Here is a 20,601-nt window from a genome sequence, read left to right as displayed (position 1 = left end):
CGTCCCGGTGGAAACCCGGCCGGCCGTCAGGGCATTTGCCTATTGTGGCCCGAGTGCCTAGGTTCCAGATCATAATAAACGGCAAGGAGAGTAGCCATGATCCGTTCCGACAATAGCGGCCTGCAGGCGCTGCGCGCCCGCGCCTATGCGCTGGCCGAAAGCGGCCAGTTCGCCAACGCCCATGCGGTCGAGCAGGCGCTTGTGGCCGAAGGATGGCCCAACATCCATCGCGCTCTCGCCGGCGATTATGCGCGCAAGGCGATCAGCGAGCGCTGCCTGACGGCCAAGCCGCACTGATGCGGGCAGGGTGGGGGAACGGGTCGACGGGCCTGCTGCTCGCAGCCCTGTTGCTGTCCGGCTGCTCGAAATCGACTGAGGATGACACGCCCGGCGGCAACATGCCCGCCAATGCGACGATGCGCGCCTTTGTCGACCGCATGGCCGGCACCACGCGACCCGCTGCCCCACCCGCCAAACCATTCGAGCAGTCGGACAAGACCGAACTGCTGGAATTTCTCTACGCCTATCCGGCGCAGGCGGCGGCGATCCCGACGCTGGTCGATCGCTTCGCCCACGCCATGGCCGAGAACAAGGCCGATGCGCTCAAGATGGCGACGCAGGACCGGGATTCGGCCAGGAAAGCGGGTTTCCCCTTCCACGCCCATAGCCGCGAGACGCGCTGGAGCGTGATGGCCGATACGCCGCGCTTCCTGGCGCTCGAATCCGCCAATTACATGTATACCGGCGGCGCCCATGGCATGACCGGCTATGAAGCGCTGCTGTGGGACAAGGAACGGCGGCGCGAGACCGATTTCGGCGCGCTGCTGACGTCCGAACCGGCCTTTGCAACGGCCATCCACGACAATTTCTGCAAAGCGCTGGACCAAGCGCGGGCGGAAAAGCGCGGCGCGCCGGTGGTGCCGGGCGATGACGACTTCACAAAATGCATCGATCCGATGAAGCAGGTGCTGGCGCCGACATCGCGCGACGGCAAGTTGATCGACGGCATCCAGGTGACGATCGGCCCCTATGGCGCCGGCCCCTATGCCGAGGGCAGCTATGACATCAAGCTGCCGGTCGATGCGGCGATCTACAAGGCGATCAAGACCGAATATCAGGATGCCTTCGCCAGGCCCTGATATCCGGTTCCCGATCGGTCAGGCCGGCACGCCGTACAGGTCGTGATCGTCGGCATCCTCGATCAGCACGTCGAACATGTCGCCGGCCTTGCGGCCTTCGCCGACGTCGCGCAGGAAGACATTGCCGTCGATTTCCGGCGCGTCAGCCTGGCTGCGCGCGGTGGCGCCGATGCTGCCATCTTCCTCGTCGGGCTCGCCGACCTCGTCGATGATCACCGGCATGACCCGGCCGACCTTGGCCTGCAGCTTGGCGGCGCTGATCGCGGCGGTCTTTTCCATGATCCGCTGATAGCGTTCTTCCTTGACCTCTTCGGGCACCGCGCCTGGCAGGTCATTGGCGGCAGCGCCCTCGACCGGCTCGAAGCGGAAGGCGCCGACGCGGTCGAGCTGCGCCTCGTCCAGCCAGTCGAGCAGATACTGGAAGTCCGCCTCGGTCTCGCCGGGGAAGCCGACGACGAAGCTGGAGCGGATCGCGATGTCGGGGCAGATGTCGCGCCACTTGCGAATGCGATCCAGCACCTTGGCTTCGTTGGCCGGGCGCTTCATCGTCTTGAGCACGCTCGGCGAGGCATGCTGGAAGGGGATGTCGAGATAGGGCGTCAGCAGCCCCTCGGCCATCAGCGGGATGACATGGTCGACATGGGGATAGGGGTAGACATAATGGAGGCGCACCCAGGGGGCGACGCCGTCCGCCGTGCGCAACTGGCCCAGTTCGCGCGCCATATCGGTCATATGGGCGCGGACCTCATGGCCCTTCCACATGCGCGGCTCGTGGCGGGTGTCGACGCCATAGGCCGAGGTGTCCTGGCTGATGACCAGCAACTCCTTGGTGCCGGCCGCGACCAGCTTTTCCGCCTCGCGCAGCACTGCGTCGATCCGGCGCGACACCAGGTCGCCGCGGATCGAGGGGATGATGCAGAAGGAGCAGCGATGGTTGCAGCCCTCTGAAATCTTCAGATAGCTGTAATGGCGCGGCGTGAGCTTTAGCCCGCCCTCGGGCACCAGATCGATGAAGGCATTGGGGATGGGCGGCGATGCATCATGCACCGCATTGACCACCTGCTCATATTGATGCGCGCCGGTAACGGCCAGCACCTGCGGGAATTTCGCGCGGATCACGTCCGCTTCGTCGCCCATGCAACCGGTCACGATGACGCGGCCATTTTCGGCCATGGCCTCGCCGATCGCCTCGAGCGATTCCTCCTTGGCGGAATCTAGGAAGCCGCAGGTGTTGACCAGCACGACGTCGGCGCCGGCATAGTCGGCGGACATCTGATAGCCGTCGGAACGCAGCTTGGTCAGGATACGTTCGGAGTCGACCAGGTTCTTCGGACAGCCGAGCGAAACCATGCCGATCTTCGGCGCGTCTGGGATTTTGGTTGCCATGATCGGCGCGCACATAGGGATTTTTGCGCCAAATGTCACGGGGTAGCCGAAAAGACAAAGGGCGCGCCCGGATGGACGCGCCCTTCGTTCTAGCTAAGCCCTTGATCCGTTACATCTTGTAGGACAGGCGGATGTAACCGAACTGGCCCGGCACATCATAGGTGGTCGGGTCGAAATTGGCGCTGTCGCAGGTGAAGCAGGCCGGCGGATCCTTGTCGAACAGGTTGTTGACGCCGATCGTCAGCCGGGTGCGATGGTCGAGCCAGGCCGGCGAGAAATAGGCCTGCATGTCGCCATAGAAGGTCGATCCCATGACATGGCCGTCGCTCTCGGTCACCTTGCTGATATAGCGGCCGGTGAAGGAAACGCCCCAGGCATCGGCCGAATAGTCGAGCGTGGTGGTCGCCTTGAAGCGCGGATAGGCCTGGTCGACCGAACCGCAGCGTTCGGTGCCGGCGCATTTGATCGTGGGGGCATTCAACTCGGCCGGGGCCTTGATGTCATAGCTCAGCAGATAGGCGGCATTGATCGTCAGACCGACCGTGCCGTCGCCCACCGGCTTGGAGCGATAGATCAAAGATCCGTCGATGCCGTCGGTGTTGATGGCGTTGAGATTCTGCAGCGTGGCGTCGATGCCGGCGACCAGACCGCTGGGCGTGCGGCTGATCGATGCGCAACTGACCGGATCGGCATCGAAGGCGCAGCGGCGCAGCGTCAGCGTCGCAGGCACCGAGTCGATCGCGTTCTTTAGGCGGATATTATAATAATTGACCTCAAGGCTGAGTGCGCTGGCAAAGCCGTTGCGTGCCCAGGCCGGGCTGTAGACCATGCCGGCGGTCCAGGTCTTGGCGGTTTCCGGCTTCAGGTTGGTCGAGCCGCTGGAAAAGACGCCCAGCTGGCCACCGGTCGGCTCGTCATAGCTGCCATCGGCCGGCACGCCATTGGCGATGCAGTTGGCGCGCACGGTCGGATTGTCCCAGGATCCGCCCGCTGCGCTGGTGCAGGGGTCGTTGATCGTCTGATCGGTGCGCGACCGGCCGGCATGCATTTCGCCGATGCTGGGCGCACGCAGGCTCTCGGCATAGCCGCCGCGCAGCAGCAGGTCGCTGACCGGTTTCCACAGGCCCGACACGGTGAAGGTCGTGTTGCTGCCAAAGCTGCTATAGTTGGAATGGCGCACCGCGCCGTCCAGTTCCAGCTTCTGGAAGAAGGGCACGTCGGCGAGGATCGGGATGCGGATTTCGCCATAGACTTCATCGACATTGAAGCTGCCGGCGGCCGGGCTGGTCGGCACGTCGGCGCCCAGGCCCGCGGTGATGATCGGGTCGGGGGTGTAGCTGGCGCGCTGGTTGCGATGCTCGTAGCCGACGGCGAAGCCGACCGCGCCGCCCGGCAGGTCGAACAATTCGCCCGACAGGTTGGCGGTGGCGTCCCACAATTCCTGCGTGCTGCGATCCTTCTGGTCGAAGGTCACATAGTCGAGCATGGCCTGGGTGATCGACCCGGCCCCGCCGAAGATGTTGAACGGTACGCAATCGCCAGTGCAGCCCGCGACCGGCCCCAGCGCCTGGGCCAGCTTGGCGGCGTTCAGGTTGCCGGTGAACACCTGATGCGCGTCATTGCTGCCATACATGCCGTTGACGTCCCAATACCATGTCTTGTCGCCGACCCCGAAGGAGCCTTCGAGTGTCGATTGCATGGTGAAGGTATCGACATCCTGGCTGAAGATGCGCGGGCCGCCCTCGACGAAGCGACGGGCGATCAGCGAATAGGTCGCCGGCTCGCCATTGGCACCCGACGACAAGGTGAAGCCGAACGGATTATAGGGATTGGTCGCATCGATGCTGATCGTATCGAGCAGATTGCCATTGCCCGCATCCGGGCCGACGAACAGCGGCAGCGGCGCGGCCTGGGTGGTCGAACTGCGATGCTGATAGACCAGCCGCGTGCGCAGGCTGACATTGTCGGAAAATTCGAACTTGGCGTTGAGGAAGCCGCCATAGCGTTCCGACGGCGTCAGCAGGTAATTTTCCGGCGCGAAATTATAGCGATCGGCCGAAGTGAAATTCTTGAAGTCTCCCGGATAGGTCGGGCGCCCGCTGACCGGCGCGATCAGCGTCAGATCCTCGTCGCCGATCATGAAGCGGCCGTTGGGCGTCGCACCGGAACAGCCGCCGATCGGGTCGGCGCAGCTCGTCTGGCCCGGATTGGGGAAGCGGGAGATGGAGCGATCGGCGGTGCGGACGCTCTGCTGCTTCACATAATTGCCGCCAAAGACGATCGACACCCTATCGGACTGCAGGCCATAGCTGGCGTTGAGATCATAGGTTTCGCCATCGCCTTGTTCATAAGTGCCGAACTGGGCGGACAGGTCGAGGCCCTTCTGCGACTGCTTGGTAATGATGTTGACGACGCCGGCAACCGCGTCGGAGCCATAGAGCGGGGAGGCGCCCGACTGCAGCACCTCGACCCGTTCGATCATGCTGGCAGGGATGGAGTTCAAGTCGACCGAAGCGGGGATGCCGCCGGCGGCCGAGCCGTTCACATAGCGCATGCCGTCGACCAGGATCAGCGTGCGCTTGGCGCCCAGGTAACGCAGGTCGATTTCGGCCGAGCCGGAGCTGACGCCGGTGCCGTCGGGCGGACCACCGATATTGCCGGCATTGTTGACCTTGGTGTTGAGGCCGCCGCCAGCGCTCGGAATGCGCTGCAGCACGTCGGCGATGGAGGAAAGGCCGGTCCGCGCGATCGCTTCCTGATCGACGGTGACGATCGGCTTGTCCTGGTCCAGCGGATTCTGGCGGATGCGCGACCCGGTGACGATGATGGCCCCGGCATCATCGGCCTGCGGCGCGGCGGATTGGGCGAAAGACGATGCGTTATAAAGGAAGGCGGACAGCAGGACGCCGGTTTTCAGGACATTTTTCAAGCGCATATTCTACCCCTCAAAAATCAGACCTGAGGGAGTGTTGCCATTCTATGACAGCAAGGCAATTGGCCGCATGCTGCGCTGCACCGTTGGTAGCACGAATTTTGCTCTATGTTGCTGTGGCGCAACAAACATGTTCAGTCTGTCGCTGATTTGAACCTATTGATCGTCAGGGCGAGGCATGGCGCCGGTTTCTTCCACGATCTCGATGATGCAGTCGCCGGTCTGGAGCGCTCGCGCGCCTTCCTCCCAGAAGCCGATCGGATGGTCGCCGCGATAGATGCGCACGCCCAGGCCCGTGCCGATCGCCGAAAGCGGCTGGCCGATTTCCTGCGGCAGCACTGGCCGCTCGTGCAGCTTCACCCGGCCGCCCGAGGCGGCGAGATCGGCCATATAGTCGGCAATATGCTTGCCGCTGGTGCTGCCCGCCAGCAGCAGCCCGGCAAAGCTGACCGGGTTGATGACCGTGGTGGCGCCCGCCTGGCGCGCGGGCACTTCATTATCCTCGTTGCGCACGACGATGCTGATCGGCAGGCGCGGGGCCAGATGGCGCGCAGTGAGCGTAATCAGAATCGACGTGTCGTCGCGTCCCGCCGACACGATCATCGTGCGGGCACGGTGGATGGCCACGTCCTTCAGCGTCTTGTCGCGGGTGCTGTCGCCGCACAGCACGTTGCAGCCCAGCGCCTCGGCATGGTCCAGCGCTTTCTCGCTGCCGTCGATCACCACGATCTCGCGCGGGTCGGTGCCACGCGCCAGCAGCTCGTTCACCGCCTCCTGGCCGCTGGTGCCGAAACCGGTGACGACGATATGATTGTGCAGATCGGCCTGAATGCGTGCCATGCGCCACCTGTAGAGGATGTTGCGGAAGAAGAGATTATAGGCCGTGCCCAGAAAGATGATCCAGACGAACAGCCGGATCGGCGTGACGAAGATGGATTCGAACAGGCGCGCTTCGGGCGAGACCGGCACGATATCGCCATAGCCGACCGTGGTGACGGTGACCGTGGTGAAATAGAGCACGTCGATGAAGCTGATCTGGTCGTCATAATTGTCCTTGAGACCGTCGCGCCCGAACCAGTGGAGCGCCAGCACGATCGCGATCAGGCCAAAGACCAGCACCACCCGCCAGGCGAGGTCCGCCCAGACCGGCAGCGCCGATCGCCGCCGCAGAAAGCCGGCCATGGGCGATGCCGAAGGCGGCGGCGCGATCTTCATGGGGTGGGCAATTGGGTCATGGGATTGATCGGCACTCGGTCCTTGCGCAGCTCGAAATGCAGCTTCGGCTTGCTGGCATAGCCTGTGTCACCGCTGAGGCCAATCACCTGGCCCTTAGTCACCTTCTGCCCGCGAACCACGTCGATCCGGTTGGCATGGCCATAGGCGCTGACCCAGCCGCTACCATGGGTGATGAGGATGAGGCCGCCGAACACCGCGATGCTGTCGCCGGCATAGGCGACGACTCCATCAGCCGCCGCGCGGATCGGCGTGCCGATCGGCGCGGCAATGTCGATGCCGTTATTCTTGGCGCCGCTTTCGCCGGGGCCGAAGCGCGAGAGGATATTGCCCTTGAGCGGCCAGGCGAATTGGCCGGAAAAGCCGCCAGGCTGGGCGATCGGCACATTGGAGGGCAGGGGGCGGGGCTGCGCCTTGGCCACCGTGCGCGGCTTCTCCTCCGCGACGGCAGGCTGGCCGCCGGTCAGCACATCGTCAATGTCGATGCGGAAGGCGGCGGCGCGCTGTTCCAGGCTGGATGCGGGCGCCCGGACCGGCTGCGCCGCCACCGGGGCGGCCGGCATCTCGCCACCGGGCAGCAGCAGTCGCTGCCCGCGCCGCAGTACATAGGGTTCGGTCAGGCCATTGATGTCGACAATGTCGCTCCACCGCACGCCATAGGCCACGGCGATGGCGATGCCGGTCTCCCCCTCTGCCACCGCATGATAACGCCCGCTGGGGATCGACAGGCTCTGCCCCGGCCGCAGCGCATAGGGCGGGGCCAGTCCGTTGGCCCGTGCGATCGCGTCCGATCCCGCGCCGGTGCGGTTGCCGATGCCGCGCAGCGTGTCGCCCGGCTGCACGCTGTAGAGGCTGGCGGCCACCGTCCGCGCATTCGCCGTCACCTGCTGCGCCGTCCAGACCGGTTTGCGCTCGATCATCTGCGGTTCGGGCTTGACCGGTTGCGGCGGCATGCTGGGCGATGGCGGAATGGCGGGCGCCGGCTGGGCCGGGGGCAGGGGGGCGGCATAGGGGGCGCTGTCCTGCACCGGGGCAGGGATGCAACCCGCCAGCAGCAGCGGCAGCGGCGCCATGGGCAGCCAGCGCCGCCCCCTCAGATGTCCAGCCATATGGTCTCCCCCCGGAGCGTCAGTCAGTCCGAAAATGCCTGCGCCGTCGCCGCCAGCGCGCCATCCTGCGTCAGGTCATAATGAAGCGGCGTCACCGCGATATACTCATCTGCGATGGCCGCCAGATCGGTTCCCTCGGGCGCGGAATCGCTCCGCCCCAGGCCAAACCAGTAATAGCGATAGCCGCGCGGATCGGTGCCCTCGATGATCTTCGTCCGGTCGATGTCATGGAAGCCCTGCCGCACCACGCGCACGCCCTTGATCCTGTCCGGGGCGATCGCGGGGAAATTGACGTTGAACAGCAGGCGCGGGCTGGCCGGCATGGCGATCAGCGGGCGCAGCACCCGCTCGCCCCAGGCTTCGGCGGCAGCAAAGGGTACCGCGTCGCCCATCGCCTCACGGGCATAGACCTGGCTCAGCGCGATCGACTTGATGCCGGAAATCGCACCCTCCATCGCGGCGGCGACGGTGCCCGAATAGGTGACGTCCTCGGCCAGGTTGGCCCCGCGATTGACGCCCGACAGGACCAGGTCCGGTTTCGCGTCCTTCATCAGATGGCCGACCGCCATCATCACCGCATCGGTCGGCGTGCCGGTGACGCTATAATGTTTGTCGCCATGCTTGCGGATGCGCAGCGGCCGGGTCAGCGTCAGGCTGTGGCCTGCGCCGGACTGTTCCTCGCTGGGCGCAACGATCCAGATATCGTCGGACAGGGTGCGGGCGATCGCCTCCAGCACCTTCAGCCCCGGCGCATGGACGCCATCGTCATTGGTGAGGAGGATGCGCATCGCCCGTTTCCTTGCTTGAGGCCTTTTCTTATCGCGGCTCCAGCTTGGTGATGCCGCCCATATAGGGCGTCAGCACCTCGGGCACGATCACGCTGCCATCGGCCTGCTGGTAATTTTCCAGCACCGCAACCAGCGTGCGACCGACCGCCAGGCCCGATCCGTTGAGGGTATGGAGGAAGCGGGTCGCTTTCTCCCCCTCCGGCTTGTAGCGGGCGTTCATTCGCCGCGCCTGGAAATCGCCGCAGTTGGAGACGGAGCTGATCTCGCGATAGGTCGCCTGGCTCGGCAGCCAGACTTCCAGGTCATAGGTCTTGCGCGCGCCAAAGCCCATGTCGCCGCTGCACAGCAGCATCTTGCGATAGGGCAGGTTCAGCGCCTGCAAAATGCCCTCGGCCGCCTGCACCATCCGCTCATGCTCGGCGTCCGATTCCTCGGGCGCGCAGATCGCGACCAGCTCGACCTTCTCGAACTGATGCTGGCGGATGAAGCCGCGCGTGTCGCGCCCGGCCGATCCGGCCTCGGACCGGAAACAGGGGGTCAGCGCGGTCAGCCGCACCGGCAGGGCGTCGGTCGGCACGATCTGCTCGGCGACCAGATTGGTCAGCGATACCTCGGCAGTCGGGATCAGCCAAAGCTTTTCCCTGCGAACCTCAGGATTTGTGAGGTATTCTTGCTGAATTAGCGCATTCAGGTTACCTGACCATCCTGGCTGGCCTTGGCCGCTAAGGGCTTCATTAATCCGATTCACAAAATGCTCGAGCGAAGATACAGATCTGAGCGTAGAGAACAGATCTTCGGCAAACTTGGGCAACTGCCCGGTGCCGAACAGCGCCTCGTCCTTCACCAGCAGTGGCGGATTGGTTTCCTCATAGCCGTTGGTACCGGTCTGGGTGTCGAGCATATATTGCGCCAGCGCGCGGTGCAGCCGCGCCATCTGGCCGCGCAGCGCGGTGAAGCGCGCACCCGAAAGTCGCGCGCCGCCCTCGAAATCCAGCCCCAGCGCCGGGCCGAAATCGGCATGGTCCTGCGGCGCGAAATCGAACGCGCGAACATTCCCCCAGCGGCTCAGCTCGACATTGCCGGCTTCATCCGCGCCCTGCGGCACATCGTCGGCGGGCAGGTTGGGGATCGCCGCCAGCATGGCATTGAGCGCCGCGCCGACCTCGGCCTCTTCGGCTTCCAGCGCGGGCGTGCCTTCCTTCAGCGCCGCGACCTCGGCCTTCAGCGCCTCGGCCTTGGCCATGTCCTTGGCCGCCATCGCCTGACCGATCGCCTTGCTCGCCTCGTTGCGGCGGGCCTGTCCCTGCTGCAGCTCCGTCTTGAGCGCGCGGCTCTTTTCGTCCAGCGCCAATATGTCGGCGGACAGCGGGGCCAGGCCACGGCGCGCCAGGGCGGCGTCGAAAGCGGCGGGATTTTCGCGGATGAAGCGGATGTCGTGCATCGCTGCCCTATGCCGTCGCGAACGAGGCCACGCAACCCTGTGCGCCTTCGCCCGTTGGTGATGCGTCCACAAAATGAAGGAGAAGGCGATGCAGATCGATCATGATGCGATGGTGCTGGTGGCGGACGGGCGCAAATTGCTCTTCTTCCGCAACAAGGGCGACCGCGCCTTTCCCCAGCTGGAGGCGGAAGAGGTGAAGGTGCAGGATAATCCGGCCGACCGGGACCAGGCATCGGACGCGCCCGGCCGCGCCTTCAATTCGGTTGGCAGCCATCGCAGCAGTATGGAACAGACCGATTTCCATGAACTGGAAGAGGCACGCTTCGCGGCAGAGGCGGCAGACCTGCTCAAGCGCCGCGCCTTTGCCCAGGATTATGAGAAGCTGATCATCGTCGCCCCGCCCACGGCATTGGGCGAGATGCGCAAACATTATCACAAGGAAGTGCAGGACCGGCTGGTCGGCGAGATCGCCAAGGATCTGGCCAATCATCCGGTCGGTGAGATCGAGAAGATCATCGCCCGCAGTTGAGCGGGAAATCCTGTCGGTAAAAGAAAAGGGCGGCCCCAGGGCCGCCCTTTTTGGTTCTCGGACAGTGCCGGCTCAGATGTCGCCGGTGCGGATGATCGGGATAGGCTTGGCCGGGCCATGGCCCTCGATCGACAGCTCCGTATTGCGATCGGCCAGGCGCTTGCGCATCAGCAGCGCGGCGGCACCGGCGCCGAACAGCAGCACCATCGGCGGCGCCGGCACATCGGTCGGCGGCGGCGGCGCGGGAGGCGGCGGCGTGCCCGAAGAGGTGCCCGACGATGTCGAGGTCGACGTGGAACTGCTGGTCGAGCTGCTCGACGACGTGCTGCCGAAGCTCGACGATCCGGTCGAGGTCGAACTGGACGTCGAGGTCGATGTCGCGCCCGACGAGGAAGAGGTCGATGTGGACGTAGAGGTCGAAGTCGATGTGGAGGTCGACGTCGAGGTCGTCGTGGTCGACGTCGTACCGCTGGAGGTCGACGTCGGCGGTGTCGGCGAATCCGAACCGCTGGTCGTCGATGTCGGCGGCGTGGGCGAGTTGGAGCCGCTCGAGCCCGTCGAACCGGTGGTGGAGATCACCACCGTGCCGCCACCGCTGCTGCCGCCACCAAAGAAGCCGCCGATGAAACCGCTGCTGCCGCCAAAGCCGCTGCTACCGCCGATCGGCGCTGCGGTCGGGGTCGGCCCGCCAGCCATCAGCGGCAAAGCGGCCTGCACCGGCGGCGGGGGCAGCGGGATGGGCGGCGACGGCGTGGTCACGGTCAAGCGGATCGGGGCGGGCTTCTTGGCCGGCGGGCGCTTGGCCGTGGCCAGGACGCGCTGGCGCGGCTTGGCCTTCACACTCTTGGTGCTGTAGACCGTTGCCGGACGCGCATTTTCCGCCACATGGACGGCGCCTCCGCCAATGATGGCGCCGCCACAAGTGCAGGCGCACAATTTTGCCAAAGCCATCCGAACCGACATAGGATCTTCTCTAGTCCTGTTTACCCATTCGCGCCATCGGTGCCTTCCGTAGCGTGAACCCTGCCATTCCCTACTGCATACCAACGCAAAATAAAGCGTTAACTGCAAGGGCATTAACCATCTTTGCGTCGTAAAAGGTCCGAAAAACCGGGCGTTTGAGTCAATCGCGATGGTTAACGTGTCATTGTGGAACGTTAAGGATGGGCTGCATGAACATCCGGATGGCGAGATCGGGGAAAACCCTGATGGAGTCGCGCTGTCCGTTCCGGGTGCGTCAGCTGGCCTAGGGGATGCGCCGGAGTGCGCATTGTCCGCTTGTATCGCCTCGTCGCGATGGCTATGAGGCCCGCTCAAACAAAAGTCATGGGCGCCCGGAACTTACAGCGCCGGGGCCTCTCGAGTCGGAGAGCCAGATGGCATCGGTACTGAATTCCGATAAAGACGGTGTGAAGCCGCCAAAATCGACCGTAACACTCCCGGACGATTATCGTCCGTCGGCTGACGAAGAATTCATGAACCCCCTGCAGCAGGAATATTTCCGGCAGCGTCTCTGGGACTGGAAGAAACAGATCCTGTCGGAAGCGGAAGGCACGCTCGCTGTGCTGCAGAATGAACCGCTGCGCGAACCCGACCTCAACGACCGCGCATCGAGCGAGACCGACTGGTCGATCGAACTGCGCACCCGCGACCGCCAGCGCAAGCTGATCTCCAAGATCGACGCGGCGCTCCGCCGTATCGACGAAGGCGAATATGGCTATTGCGAAGTCACCGGCGAGCCGATCTCGCTGGGCCGGCTGGAAGCCCGTCCGATCGCGACCATGACGGTCGAGGCGCAGGAGCGGCACGAGCGTCAGGAAAAAGTCTCCCGCGACGATTAACCCCCTGCGGCGGTTAACCCTTTCTCCACGTCGCATGACTATCCTGTTGGCCAAGTGTCATTTTGCGGGAATAGTCATGGATAAGGAAACGGGAAATTCTGATCGGGGACCGGCTCGTTCCGCGCCGCGCGACAGCCTGTTCCTGCTCACCAGCCTCAGCACGCTGGATGGCGTCGATCTGGGCAAGGCGCGCGTGCGCAATCTGTCGGCCACCGGCCTGATGGCGGATTGCGAACGCGCCATTCCCGCCGGCACGCGGCTGCGTCTCGAACTGCGCGGTGTTGGCCTGGTCGAGGGGGCTGTCGCCTGGTCGCGCGATGACAAGATCGGCTTCGCCTTCGACGCGCCGATCGATCCGCAACTGGCGCGCAAGCCGGTCGCCAATGGCGTGTCGCGGCAGGCCCTGCCGGACTATCTGCGTTCCGCGACGATCACGCGCCGCTGATACCGATGATATAAATGGGTTGGCAAAAGGCCCCGCCGGTTCGCCGCGCGGGGCTTTTTCATATGCGACCTGTTCCATGCCGCCGCGACGCCTCCACTTGGGGCGAGCGTTAGGCGAAGGCTGTCATGCCCAACGCCTGTCATCGCCAGGTCATCTTCCCCGGCTAGGCGTCATCCGCTGCACTATGTCGAAAATCTGGCCGGGTTTCCGGCTGGATCGATGCTCTGCGTCCCGCTGGCAGGAAAATGGCCGGTCCGGTGATCCGGCCCCGGCCTTTTCCGTGCGGAACGGGCTTAATGTCGGCCCTGCATCTCTTCCTTGACCCGCAATTTCTGCTTCTTCAGCGAGGCGACGAGAATGTCGTCGGGCATCGGCCGACTCGACTCGGCCTTGATCCGGGCTTCAAGCCCGGCATGCTTTGCGGAAAGAGCTGAAACGTGGGAATTTTCCATGACATTCTCCTTACGAGGGTGATGGATGACGAAGTAGATCATGATTCGGCGGACCTGTCTCGCGATGATTCGCGCTTTGCGATGGGCCGTCGGTAAAATTGCGATGGCCCGCGCGCCTGCGCCGGGCTATCGGGAGAGGCTATGTTGGGTTCGGAAGGCGGGGGCTTGGTGAGCCGCGAAGACATTATGCGCCGGTTGGAGCTGCTGCGGGTCGAGCATCGCGATCTCGATGCCGCGATCGCGGCGCTGGTCGACGGCGGGGTGGGTGACCAGATGCAGGTCGCGCGCCTCAAGAAACGCAAGCTGCGGCTGCGGGACGAGATCGTCGCGCTCGAAGATGCGCTGGTCCCGGACATCATCGCCTGATGCGTCCGCCGCGTCGCAAAATTGCGGGACTGCGGCGTAAAGCGATCCCAAATGGGACAGGCGGGCTTCCGGCGCCATCCACGGCCCTGACAATCGCACCGCGATATGTCAGCTAGGCCTATGCGCAACGCAGCCGCCCTTGATCCCGGTCTTCATCGCCGCCTTGTCGATGGCCTCTATATGGAGGCGATGGTGATGGCGGATGAGGCGCGCTCCTATTTCGACGCGGACGAGGCCGGGCAGTTTGCCGCCGACGATCCCCTGCGCCGCGTGTCCTTCGCCTGTGAATCGCTCAAGGTCACGACCCGGCTGATGCACATCATCGCCTGGCTGCTCAGCCAGCGCGCCTGGCAGCGTGGCGAAATTAGCGATGCGGACGTGGCCGATGAGAAATATCGGCTCGGCCGCGCCACCGCCACCGATCCGGGCATTGCCGGCGACTTCCCCTTCGCCGCCCGTTCGCTGATCGAGGCGAGCCAGGAGCTTTATGGTCGGGTCGCGCGGCTGGAAAAACGGATGCTGTCGCCGGACGCGCCGCTGGCCGACAGTCCGGCCCGCGCACTCATGGATCGGCTCAACACCGCCTTCTGACCATTGGGCCATCGCCATCTCTTGGCTGGCATAATCGCCCCGACTTGGTCTAGACCGGTCGCATGACCCATGGCTTGCGGACAGGGCGCCGCTTTCCCGTTGATCCGCGCGCCGCAGGGCTATGTCTCTTGTCCCTGGCGTTCTGCACCGCCGGCACTGCGTTCGCGCAGGCGGCCCAGCCTGCGCCTGATCCCGCTGCCGATCCCGCCAGCCCGCCGGTCGATCCCTCCGCATCGCTCGATGCCATGCCCGACATCGGCATCGACTGGCCCGACATGGGCCAGCCCGATACGGTCGCCCCACTGCCGGAGGATCCGGTTGCGGCCAGCGAACCCGACACCCCCGACCAGCCGGCGCAGCAGGCCGACGCCGCCGCCGATACCGGCCCGGCCGAGGAGGTCGTCACCTTCACCGACGCCGGGGAGGAGCGCAAATATGGCGTCACCCTGCGCGGTATCGACGCGATCGGCGACAATCAGGTCGCGCCCCGTTTCGACAGCCTGTCGATATTGCACCAGGGGGAGGGGAAGGCCGCCAACCTTGCCCAGATCAACCGCCGGGTGAAGGAGGACAGCGACCTGCTCGACCGGCTGCTGCGCGCCGACGGCTATTATGCCGCGCGGGTGCGCGGCAGCGTCGCGCCGCCGCCCGCCGGCAGCGACAAGCTGTCGGTCATCTTTGATGTCACGCCGGGGCCGCTTTATGTCCTCGACACGGTGGAGATTGCCGGTCTCGCCGAAACCGGCCCGCGGGAGGAGACGCTGCGCGGCGCCTTCACGATGAAGTCGGGCGATCCGATCAACGCCGACCGCATCCTTGCGGGGCAGACCGCGCTGGCGACGGCGCTGGGCGAAAATGGCTATCCCTTTGCCAGGGTGGACGAACCCGAAGTGCGGATCGACCATGAAGCGCGCAACGGCGATCTCGACATCATCGTCACGCCCGGCGGTTATCGCAGCTTCGGCCAGATATTGCTCGACAATGATGATGTGTTCAGCGCCCGCCATCTCCAGCGCATGGCCCGGTTCGAACCCGGCGAAACCTACCGCGCCACCGATGTGGAGGATCTGCGCCGCGCTATCGTCACCACCGGCCTCGTCTCGTCCGTCACGCTGACGCCGAAGGACGCGGGCGATGGCGAGCATGTCGACCTGGATGTCGATCTGCGCCCGGCGCCGATGCGCACCATTGCGGGCGAACTGGGCTATGGTACGGGCGAAGGTTATCGCGCGGAGGTCAGTTGGCAGCATCGCAATCTTTTCCCGCCCGAAGGATCGCTCACTCTGCGCGGCGTGCTCGGCACCCAGGAACAGACGGCGCAGGCCACCTATCGCCGCAACAATTTCCGCGAGCGCGACCATGTGCTGACGGGCCTCGTCTCCTACAGCAATATCCGCCGCGACGCCTATGACGCGCGCACCATCACCCTGTCGGGCGGGCTGGAGCGGCAGACCAACATCCTGTTCCAGAAACATTGGGTCTGGCGCGTCGGCGCCGAACTCATCGCCTCGGACGAAGCGGACGCCTTTTCCGGCGGCAGCCGCCGTACCTTCTTCATCGGCGCGGTGCCGCTCAGCCTGACCTATGATGGCAGCGACGACCTGCTCAACCCCAGCAAGGGCTTCCGCCTCGGCGGCCGCCTCAGCCCCGAACTCTCCTTTCAGGGGTCGACCTTCGGCTATGCCAAGGCGCAGGTCGACGCCAGCGCCTATCAGCCGATCAATGATCGTGTCGTGCTCGCCGGGCGGACCCGGCTCGGCACCATCCTCGGCTCCACGGTCGATCGCATCGCGCCGTCGCGGCGCTTCTATGCCGGCGGCGGCGCGTCGGTGCGCGGCTATGGCTATCAGGCGATCGGCCCGCGCTACGGCCCGGATGATGATCCGGTCGGCGGCAAGAGCCTGATCGAATTTTCGGCCGAGGCGCGCATCCGCTTCGGCAATTTCGGCGTCGTGCCCTTCCTCGACGCGGGCAATATCTCCACCACCTTCCTGCCGCGCTTCCGCGACCTGCGGGTCGGCACCGGGCTTGGCGTGCGCTATTATAGCAGCTTCGGCCCGATCCGCGTCGATGTCGGCACGCCGATCAATCCGCAGCCGGGCGATGCCAAGGTCGCCGTCTATGTCTCGCTGGGGCAGGCCTTCTGATGGCCATGCCGCCGCCCGATAGCCAGCCGCCCGTGCCGCCGCCCCCGGCCGCGCCGCGCCGCCGCGCCTGGGACGGGCGCTGGCAGCGCTGGCTGGCGGGCGCACTGGCGCTCGCGCTGCTGGTCGTGGTGGCGACGCTGGCCTGGCTCGACAGCGCGCCCGGACACCGCTTCCTCGTCTCGCGCATCGCCGCCGTCAGCCCGCCCTCGGGCCTGCGCATCCATGTCGACCGGATCGAGGGCAGCATTTATCGCAAGGCGGTGCTGCGCGGCCTCGTCCTGTCCGATCCCAAGGGCCGCTTCTTCGACGCGCCGCGGGTGGAACTGGACTGGTGGCCCTTCGCCTGGCTCTCCAACCGGCTCGACATCGACCGGCTGCTGATCCCGCAGGCGACCCTGCACAAACTGCCCAAGCTCAATCCCAGCGAGCGGCAGGGGCCGATCCTGCCGGGCTTCGACATCCGCCTGATGCAGTTCTCGGTCGATCGGCTGACCGTCGCGCCCGCCGTCACCGGCAAGGTCGAACTGGCGACCCTGTCGGGTGATGCGGACATTCGTGGCGGCCGCGCGATCATCGACTTGTCGGCCCGCGTCATCGGCGCGGAGGATGCCCTGAACCTTACGCTCGACAGCCGGCCCGACGATGACCGATTCAACCTGGCGGTCACCGTCAACGCGCCCAGGGGTGGCGTGCTGGCGGCGGTGGCCGGCCTCAATCAGGACGGCAATCTGCGCATCAGTGGCAAGGGGCGCTGGACCCGATGGGATGGGCGCCTCGCCGCCACGCTGGCCGGCAATCCCGTCGCCGACCTGAAGCTCGGTGCGCGCAGCGGCGCCTACACCATCCAGGGCACGATCGAGGGCAGCGCCATTCCCGGCAAGGGCCTGCTGCCGCGCCTCGCCTCACCGCGCCTGACCATCGGCGCGCAGGGTACGCTGGCCGACCGGGTGGTCGATGGCAGGCTCACGCTGCGCTCGGCTGCGATCGACATGGTCGCCGACGGCGCCATCGACCTGCGCAACAACGCCTTCGACAATCTGCGCCTCGACATGAACCTCGCTCGGCCTGAAGCGCTGCTCAAGGATATGCGCGGCCGCGACGTGGTGGCGAAGGTCCGGCTCGACGGTCCGTTCGCTGGCTTTGGCTATGAATATCTGCTCACCGCGCGCCAGCTCGCCTTCGGCAAGACCCAGATCAACGATGTCCGCATCGACGGCAAGGGGCGTCAGGCGAAAAGCGGGCCGGTGCTGCTACCGGTCCGGCTGCGCGCCCGCAGCCTTGACGGGCAGGGCGATCTGGTTGCCGGCATCGTCCGCAATTTCGCGCTCGACGGCGTGCTGCAGCTCAAGGGGCAGCAGATCGTCAGCAACCCCATGCCCTTCCGGTCGGACCGTCTGAACGGCAAGCTGCTGGTCATGGCCGACCTCAAGAGCGGCCGCTATGATGTCGGCATCGACGGCCGGATCAGCGGCCTCTTCATCCGCGGCCTCGGCATCGTCGATCTGGACTCGAAACTGCGTGCGGCCCCCGGCGCCAATGGCGCCTTCGGCCTGTCGGGCAATGCCGTGGCCAAGGTCCGCCGGCTCGATAATGCCTTTCTCAGGGGGCTGGGCGGCGGCCTGCCCACGGTCCGCAGCGCGCTGGCGCTGCTGCCGGGCGGCGAGATCGGCTTCTCCAACATGAAGCTCGACGCGCCGCTCATCAGCCTCAATGCCAAGGGCGTGCGCCACCGCGACGGCAGCGTCCATCTCGAAGGCAATGGCAGCCACAAGCAATATGGCCCGGTCAATGTCGTGCTCGATGGCAAGATCGACCGGCCGATCGTCCATGTCCAGCTTGCGCGGCCGATGGATGCGCTCGGCCTGCGCGACGTGCGCGGCGAATTTCTGCCCGGCGCCGATGGCAATTACAGCTTCACCGCCAATGGCGGATCGACGCTCGGCCCGTTCACCGGAGAAGGCCGCATCTTGCTGCCGCCCGGCGGTCAGGCGGTGGTCCGCGTCGCGCGCATCGCGGTCTCGGGCGTCACCGCCAGCGGCGACATCCGCCCCGTCACCGGCGGGCTCGACGGCCAGTTGCTGGTCGCCGGCCCGGTCAGCGGCACGATCGGCTTCCAGCCGGTCGGCGGCATCCAGCAGTTGAAGCTCGATCTCGACGCCAATGACGCCAGCTTCGACGGCCCTTCGACCATCGCCGTGCGGCGCGGCTCGCTCGACGCTACCATCCTGCTCGATCCCGACGGCACCTCGATCAACGCCACGGCCCAGGCACGCGGCCTTCGCGTCGGCGGCATGCTGCTCGGTCGGCTCGATGCCACTGCTGCGCTGGTCGATGGGCGCGGCAAGGTCTCGGGCAATCTCTCGGGCCAGCGCGGCCGCCTGTTCGACCTCAAGGGCGAGGCGCAGGTCGATCTCGACCGCGTCCGCCTGTCGGCCAGCGGCACGATCGACAAGCGGCCGATCCGTCTGACCCGCGCGGCGCTCTTCACCCGCGCCGAGGATGGCTGGCGCCTGTCGCCTGCGACCATCAGCTATGCCGGCGGCACGCTGCAATTGGCGGGCGAACTGGGCGGCGAAACCACCCGGATCGAGGCGCGCGCGCAGAAGATGCCGCTCGCCCTGCTCGACATCGCCTATGACAATTTGGGGCTGGGCGGCATGGCCACCGGCACGCTGAGCTACAGCCGCCCGCGCGGCGGCCTGCCGACCGGCAAGGCGGAACTGCGCATCCGTGGCCTGTCCCGCTCGGGCCTGTCTTTGAGTTCCCGCCCGGTCGATGTCGGCGTCAACGCCGTGCTGACCCTCGACCGGCTTGCCACCCGCATGGTCTTCGTCGCCGATGGCCAGACCATCGGCCGCGGCCAGGCGCTGCTCACCCCGCTCATCTCGACCGGCAGCCTGGTCGAACGGCTCAACGGTGCGCCGCTGATCGCGCAGCTTCGCTTCAACGGCACCGCCGACACGCTCTGGCGCCTGACCGGCGTGGAGATTGTCGATATTGCCGGCCCTGTCAGCGTCACCGCCGACGCGCATGGCACGCTTGCCGATCCGGTCATCACCGGTTCGCTCGCGACCGACAATGCCGCGCTCAACAGTCCGGTCACCGGCATGCGCCTGCGCAACGTCAAGGCGCGCGCCCGTTTCGCCGGGGCGCAACTGGTCTTCTCCAGCTTCACCGCCAATGCCCAGAATGGCGGCAGCGTGACCGGCACCGGCAATTTTACGTTCAACGGCATTGGCGGCGTCGGCATGGACCTCGCCTTCCAGGCGGACAATGCCGCGCTGCTGGAGCGTGACGATATCGCCGCCACCGTCACCGGCCCGCTCACCATCCGCTCCGACGGCAAGGGCGGCGAGATTGGCGGCGACGTCACCCTCAACAGGAGCCGCTTCACCATGGGCCGCGCTGCCGCCGTCGCCCAGATCCCCGAACTCAAGGTGATCGAGATCAACCGGCGCGGCGAGGAGATCGAACGCCCCCGCGCGGCCGAGCCCTGGACCATGGCGGTCAAGGCGCGGGCGCGCAATCGTCTGACCGTGACCGGCCTTGGCCTCGACAGCGAATGGCGCGCCGATCTCAACATTGGTGGCACCGTCACCAATCCGGCGATCGCTGGCCGGGCCGAACTGGTGCGCGGCAATTATGAATTTGCCGGCCGCCGCTTCGAACTGCGCGAAGGGCGCATCCAGTTCGACGGCAAGACCCCGGTCAACCCGACCCTCGACATCGATGCGGAGGCGGACGTCAGCGATCTCACCGCCACCATCCATGTCGGCGGCACCGGCCTCAAGCCCGACATCAGCTTCAACTCCGTGCCCTCGCTGCCGCAGGACGAACTGCTCTCGCGCATCCTGTTCGGCACCTCGATCACCAACCTGTCCGCGCCCGAAGCGCTCCAGCTCGCCTCGGCGGTCGGCTCGCTTCAGGGCGAGGGCGGGCTTGATCCGATCAATGCAGTGCGCAAGGCGGCGGGCCTGGATCGTCTGCGCATCATCGCGGCCGATCCGACCCAGGGGCAGGGCACCTCGCTTGCCGCCGGCAAATATCTGACCCGCAAGACCTATGTCGAACTGATCAGCGACGGGCAGGGCTATAGCGCCACCCGGATGGAATATCAGGTGACACGCTGGCTGTCCCTGCTAGGCGCCATTTCCACCCTCGGCCGCCAGAGCGCCAACCTGCGTATTTCCAAGGATTATTGA

18 protein-coding genes are annotated in these 20,601 nt (G+C 65.8%); 10 read left to right on the top strand and 8 right to left on the bottom strand.

The window, feature by feature from the left end:
• Nucleotides 1–96 precede the first annotated feature (96 nt).
• A complete protein-coding gene (locus HH800_RS14315; protein ID WP_004211387.1) occupies nucleotides 97–297 on the top strand; it encodes a hypothetical protein in 201 nt (66 codons plus the stop codon).
• Complete coding sequence (locus HH800_RS14310) at nucleotides 297–1,139, top strand: DUF4163 domain-containing protein (RefSeq protein WP_169861479.1); 843 nt, start codon at nucleotides 297–299, stop codon at nucleotides 1,137–1,139. The genes HH800_RS14315 and HH800_RS14310 overlap by 1 nt, the downstream gene beginning before the upstream one ends.
• Before the next feature lie 18 nt (nucleotides 1,140–1,157).
• On the opposite strand, the gene rimO is transcribed toward HH800_RS14310, so the two are convergent.
• The 6 genes from rimO to serS all read right to left on the bottom strand — a co-directional run bounded on the left by rimO (nucleotide 1,158) and on the right by serS (nucleotide 10,028).
• Nucleotides 1,158–2,540: a 30S ribosomal protein S12 methylthiotransferase RimO gene (rimO, locus tag HH800_RS14305; protein WP_169861478.1), complete on the bottom strand. Its 1,383-nt coding sequence runs from the start codon at nucleotides 2,538–2,540 to the stop codon at nucleotides 1,158–1,160.
• Nucleotides 2,541–2,634: 94 nt separating this feature from the next.
• The gene (locus tag HH800_RS14300; protein ID WP_169861477.1) at nucleotides 2,635–5,460 is read right to left on the bottom strand and encodes a TonB-dependent receptor domain-containing protein; all 2,826 of its coding nucleotides are present in this window, start codon (nucleotides 5,458–5,460) and stop codon (nucleotides 2,635–2,637) included.
• Nucleotides 5,461–5,613: 153 nt separating this feature from the next.
• Entirely contained in the window at nucleotides 5,614–6,672 is a 1,059-nt protein-coding gene (locus HH800_RS14295; RefSeq protein ID WP_169861476.1) for a potassium channel family protein, read from the bottom strand.
• Entirely contained in the window at nucleotides 6,669–7,799 is a 1,131-nt protein-coding gene (locus tag HH800_RS14290; protein ID WP_419248206.1) for a peptidoglycan DD-metalloendopeptidase family protein, read from the bottom strand. Before HH800_RS14290 ends, HH800_RS14295 begins: the two co-directional genes overlap by 4 nt.
• Nucleotides 7,800–7,822: 23 nt before the next feature.
• On the bottom strand, nucleotides 7,823–8,587 hold the full coding sequence (gene surE / locus HH800_RS14285; RefSeq protein ID WP_169861475.1) for a 5'/3'-nucleotidase SurE: 765 nt from the start codon (nucleotides 8,585–8,587) through the stop codon (nucleotides 7,823–7,825).
• Between the two features lie 28 nt (nucleotides 8,588–8,615).
• The gene (gene serS, locus HH800_RS14280; protein ID WP_169861474.1) at nucleotides 8,616–10,028 is read right to left on the bottom strand and encodes a serine--tRNA ligase; all 1,413 of its coding nucleotides are present in this window, start codon (nucleotides 10,026–10,028) and stop codon (nucleotides 8,616–8,618) included.
• Nucleotides 10,029–10,116: 88 nt separating this feature from the next.
• Here serS and HH800_RS14275 point away from each other — a divergent pair, with 88 nt between their 5' ends.
• On the top strand, nucleotides 10,117–10,557 hold the full coding sequence (locus HH800_RS14275; RefSeq protein WP_029547763.1) for a host attachment family protein: 441 nt from the start codon (nucleotides 10,117–10,119) through the stop codon (nucleotides 10,555–10,557).
• A gap of 72 nt (nucleotides 10,558–10,629) precedes the next feature.
• Here HH800_RS14275 and HH800_RS29105 read toward each other — a convergent pair whose 3' ends face one another.
• Nucleotides 10,630–10,779: a hypothetical protein gene (locus tag HH800_RS29105; protein ID WP_235681887.1), complete on the bottom strand. Its 150-nt coding sequence runs from the start codon at nucleotides 10,777–10,779 to the stop codon at nucleotides 10,630–10,632.
• A 34-nt stretch (nucleotides 10,780–10,813) separates the two neighbouring features.
• On the opposite strand from HH800_RS29105, the gene HH800_RS14270 reads away from it, so the two are divergent.
• The 3 genes from HH800_RS14270 (at nucleotide 10,814) to HH800_RS14260 (ending at nucleotide 12,843) form a co-directional block, all read left to right on the top strand.
• On the top strand, nucleotides 10,814–11,413 hold the full coding sequence (locus tag HH800_RS14270; protein WP_235681886.1) for a hypothetical protein: 600 nt from the start codon (nucleotides 10,814–10,816) through the stop codon (nucleotides 11,411–11,413).
• Nucleotides 11,414–11,933: 520 nt separating this feature from the next.
• Nucleotides 11,934–12,398 (top strand): RNA polymerase-binding protein DksA, encoded by a 465-nt coding sequence (dksA, locus tag HH800_RS14265; protein WP_004211401.1) that lies wholly within the window; start codon nucleotides 11,934–11,936, stop codon nucleotides 12,396–12,398.
• 76 nt (nucleotides 12,399–12,474) lie between these two features.
• Entirely contained in the window at nucleotides 12,475–12,843 is a 369-nt protein-coding gene (locus HH800_RS14260) for a PilZ domain-containing protein (protein WP_017501570.1), read from the top strand.
• 293 nt (nucleotides 12,844–13,136) lie between these two features.
• Here the strand turns inward: HH800_RS14260 and HH800_RS14255 are convergent, their stop codons facing one another.
• Entirely contained in the window at nucleotides 13,137–13,295 is a 159-nt protein-coding gene (locus HH800_RS14255) for a YdcH family protein (protein ID WP_010337949.1), read from the bottom strand.
• A 186-nt stretch (nucleotides 13,296–13,481) separates the two neighbouring features.
• Here HH800_RS14255 and HH800_RS14250 point away from each other — a divergent pair, with 186 nt between their 5' ends.
• The 4 genes from HH800_RS14250 to HH800_RS14235 all read left to right on the top strand — a co-directional run bounded on the left by HH800_RS14250 (nucleotide 13,482) and on the right by HH800_RS14235 (nucleotide 20,601).
• Nucleotides 13,482–13,661, top strand: coding sequence for a YdcH family protein (locus tag HH800_RS14250; RefSeq protein WP_037492086.1), 180 nt, complete (start codon nucleotides 13,482–13,484; stop codon nucleotides 13,659–13,661).
• Nucleotides 13,662–13,781: 120 nt separating this feature from the next.
• Nucleotides 13,782–14,252 (top strand): DUF1465 family protein, encoded by a 471-nt coding sequence (locus HH800_RS14245; RefSeq protein WP_169861473.1) that lies wholly within the window; start codon nucleotides 13,782–13,784, stop codon nucleotides 14,250–14,252.
• 128 nt (nucleotides 14,253–14,380) lie between these two features.
• The gene (locus HH800_RS14240; RefSeq protein WP_169861472.1) at nucleotides 14,381–16,399 is read left to right on the top strand and encodes an autotransporter assembly complex protein TamA; all 2,019 of its coding nucleotides are present in this window, start codon (nucleotides 14,381–14,383) and stop codon (nucleotides 16,397–16,399) included.
• Nucleotides 16,399–20,601: a translocation/assembly module TamB domain-containing protein gene (locus HH800_RS14235; RefSeq protein WP_169861471.1), complete on the top strand. Its 4,203-nt coding sequence runs from the start codon at nucleotides 16,399–16,401 to the stop codon at nucleotides 20,599–20,601. Before HH800_RS14240 ends, HH800_RS14235 begins: the two co-directional genes overlap by 1 nt.

The organism is Sphingobium yanoikuyae, assembly GCF_013001025.1.
Classification (GTDB): Bacteria; Pseudomonadota; Alphaproteobacteria; order Sphingomonadales; family Sphingomonadaceae; genus Sphingobium; species Sphingobium yanoikuyae_A.
Note: the sequence above shows the minus strand (reverse complement) of the source record. Positions and strands in the feature narration are given on the sequence as shown.

Bases quoted from the DNA above. Each gene is read 5' to 3' on its own strand.
- HH800_RS14315 (WP_004211387.1), top strand. From the start codon at position 97: ATGATCCGTTCCGACAATAGCGGCCTGCAGGCGCTGCGCGCCCGCGCC.
- HH800_RS14310 (WP_169861479.1), top strand. From the start codon at position 297: ATGCGGGCAGGGTGGGGGAACGGGTCGACGGGCCTGCTGCTCGCAGCC.
- rimO (WP_169861478.1), bottom strand. From the start codon at position 2,540: ATGTGCGCGCCGATCATGGCAACCAAAATCCCAGACGCGCCGAAGATC.
- HH800_RS14300 (WP_169861477.1), bottom strand. From the start codon at position 5,460: ATGCGCTTGAAAAATGTCCTGAAAACCGGCGTCCTGCTGTCCGCCTTC.
- HH800_RS14295 (WP_169861476.1), bottom strand. From the start codon at position 6,672: ATGAAGATCGCGCCGCCGCCTTCGGCATCGCCCATGGCCGGCTTTCTG.
- HH800_RS14290 (WP_419248206.1), bottom strand. From the start codon at position 7,799: ATGGCTGGACATCTGAGGGGGCGGCGCTGGCTGCCCATGGCGCCGCTG.
- surE (WP_169861475.1), bottom strand. From the start codon at position 8,587: ATGCGCATCCTCCTCACCAATGACGATGGCGTCCATGCGCCGGGGCTG.
- serS (WP_169861474.1), bottom strand. From the start codon at position 10,028: ATGCACGACATCCGCTTCATCCGCGAAAATCCCGCCGCTTTCGACGCC.
- HH800_RS14275 (WP_029547763.1), top strand. From the start codon at position 10,117: ATGCAGATCGATCATGATGCGATGGTGCTGGTGGCGGACGGGCGCAAA.
- dksA (WP_004211401.1), top strand. From the start codon at position 11,934: ATGGCATCGGTACTGAATTCCGATAAAGACGGTGTGAAGCCGCCAAAA.
- HH800_RS14260 (WP_017501570.1), top strand. From the start codon at position 12,475: ATGGATAAGGAAACGGGAAATTCTGATCGGGGACCGGCTCGTTCCGCG.
- HH800_RS14255 (WP_010337949.1), bottom strand. From the start codon at position 13,295: ATGGAAAATTCCCACGTTTCAGCTCTTTCCGCAAAGCATGCCGGGCTT.
- HH800_RS14250 (WP_037492086.1), top strand. From the start codon at position 13,482: ATGCGCCGGTTGGAGCTGCTGCGGGTCGAGCATCGCGATCTCGATGCC.
- HH800_RS14245 (WP_169861473.1), top strand. From the start codon at position 13,782: ATGCGCAACGCAGCCGCCCTTGATCCCGGTCTTCATCGCCGCCTTGTC.
- HH800_RS14235 (WP_169861471.1), top strand. From the start codon at position 16,399: ATGGCCATGCCGCCGCCCGATAGCCAGCCGCCCGTGCCGCCGCCCCCG.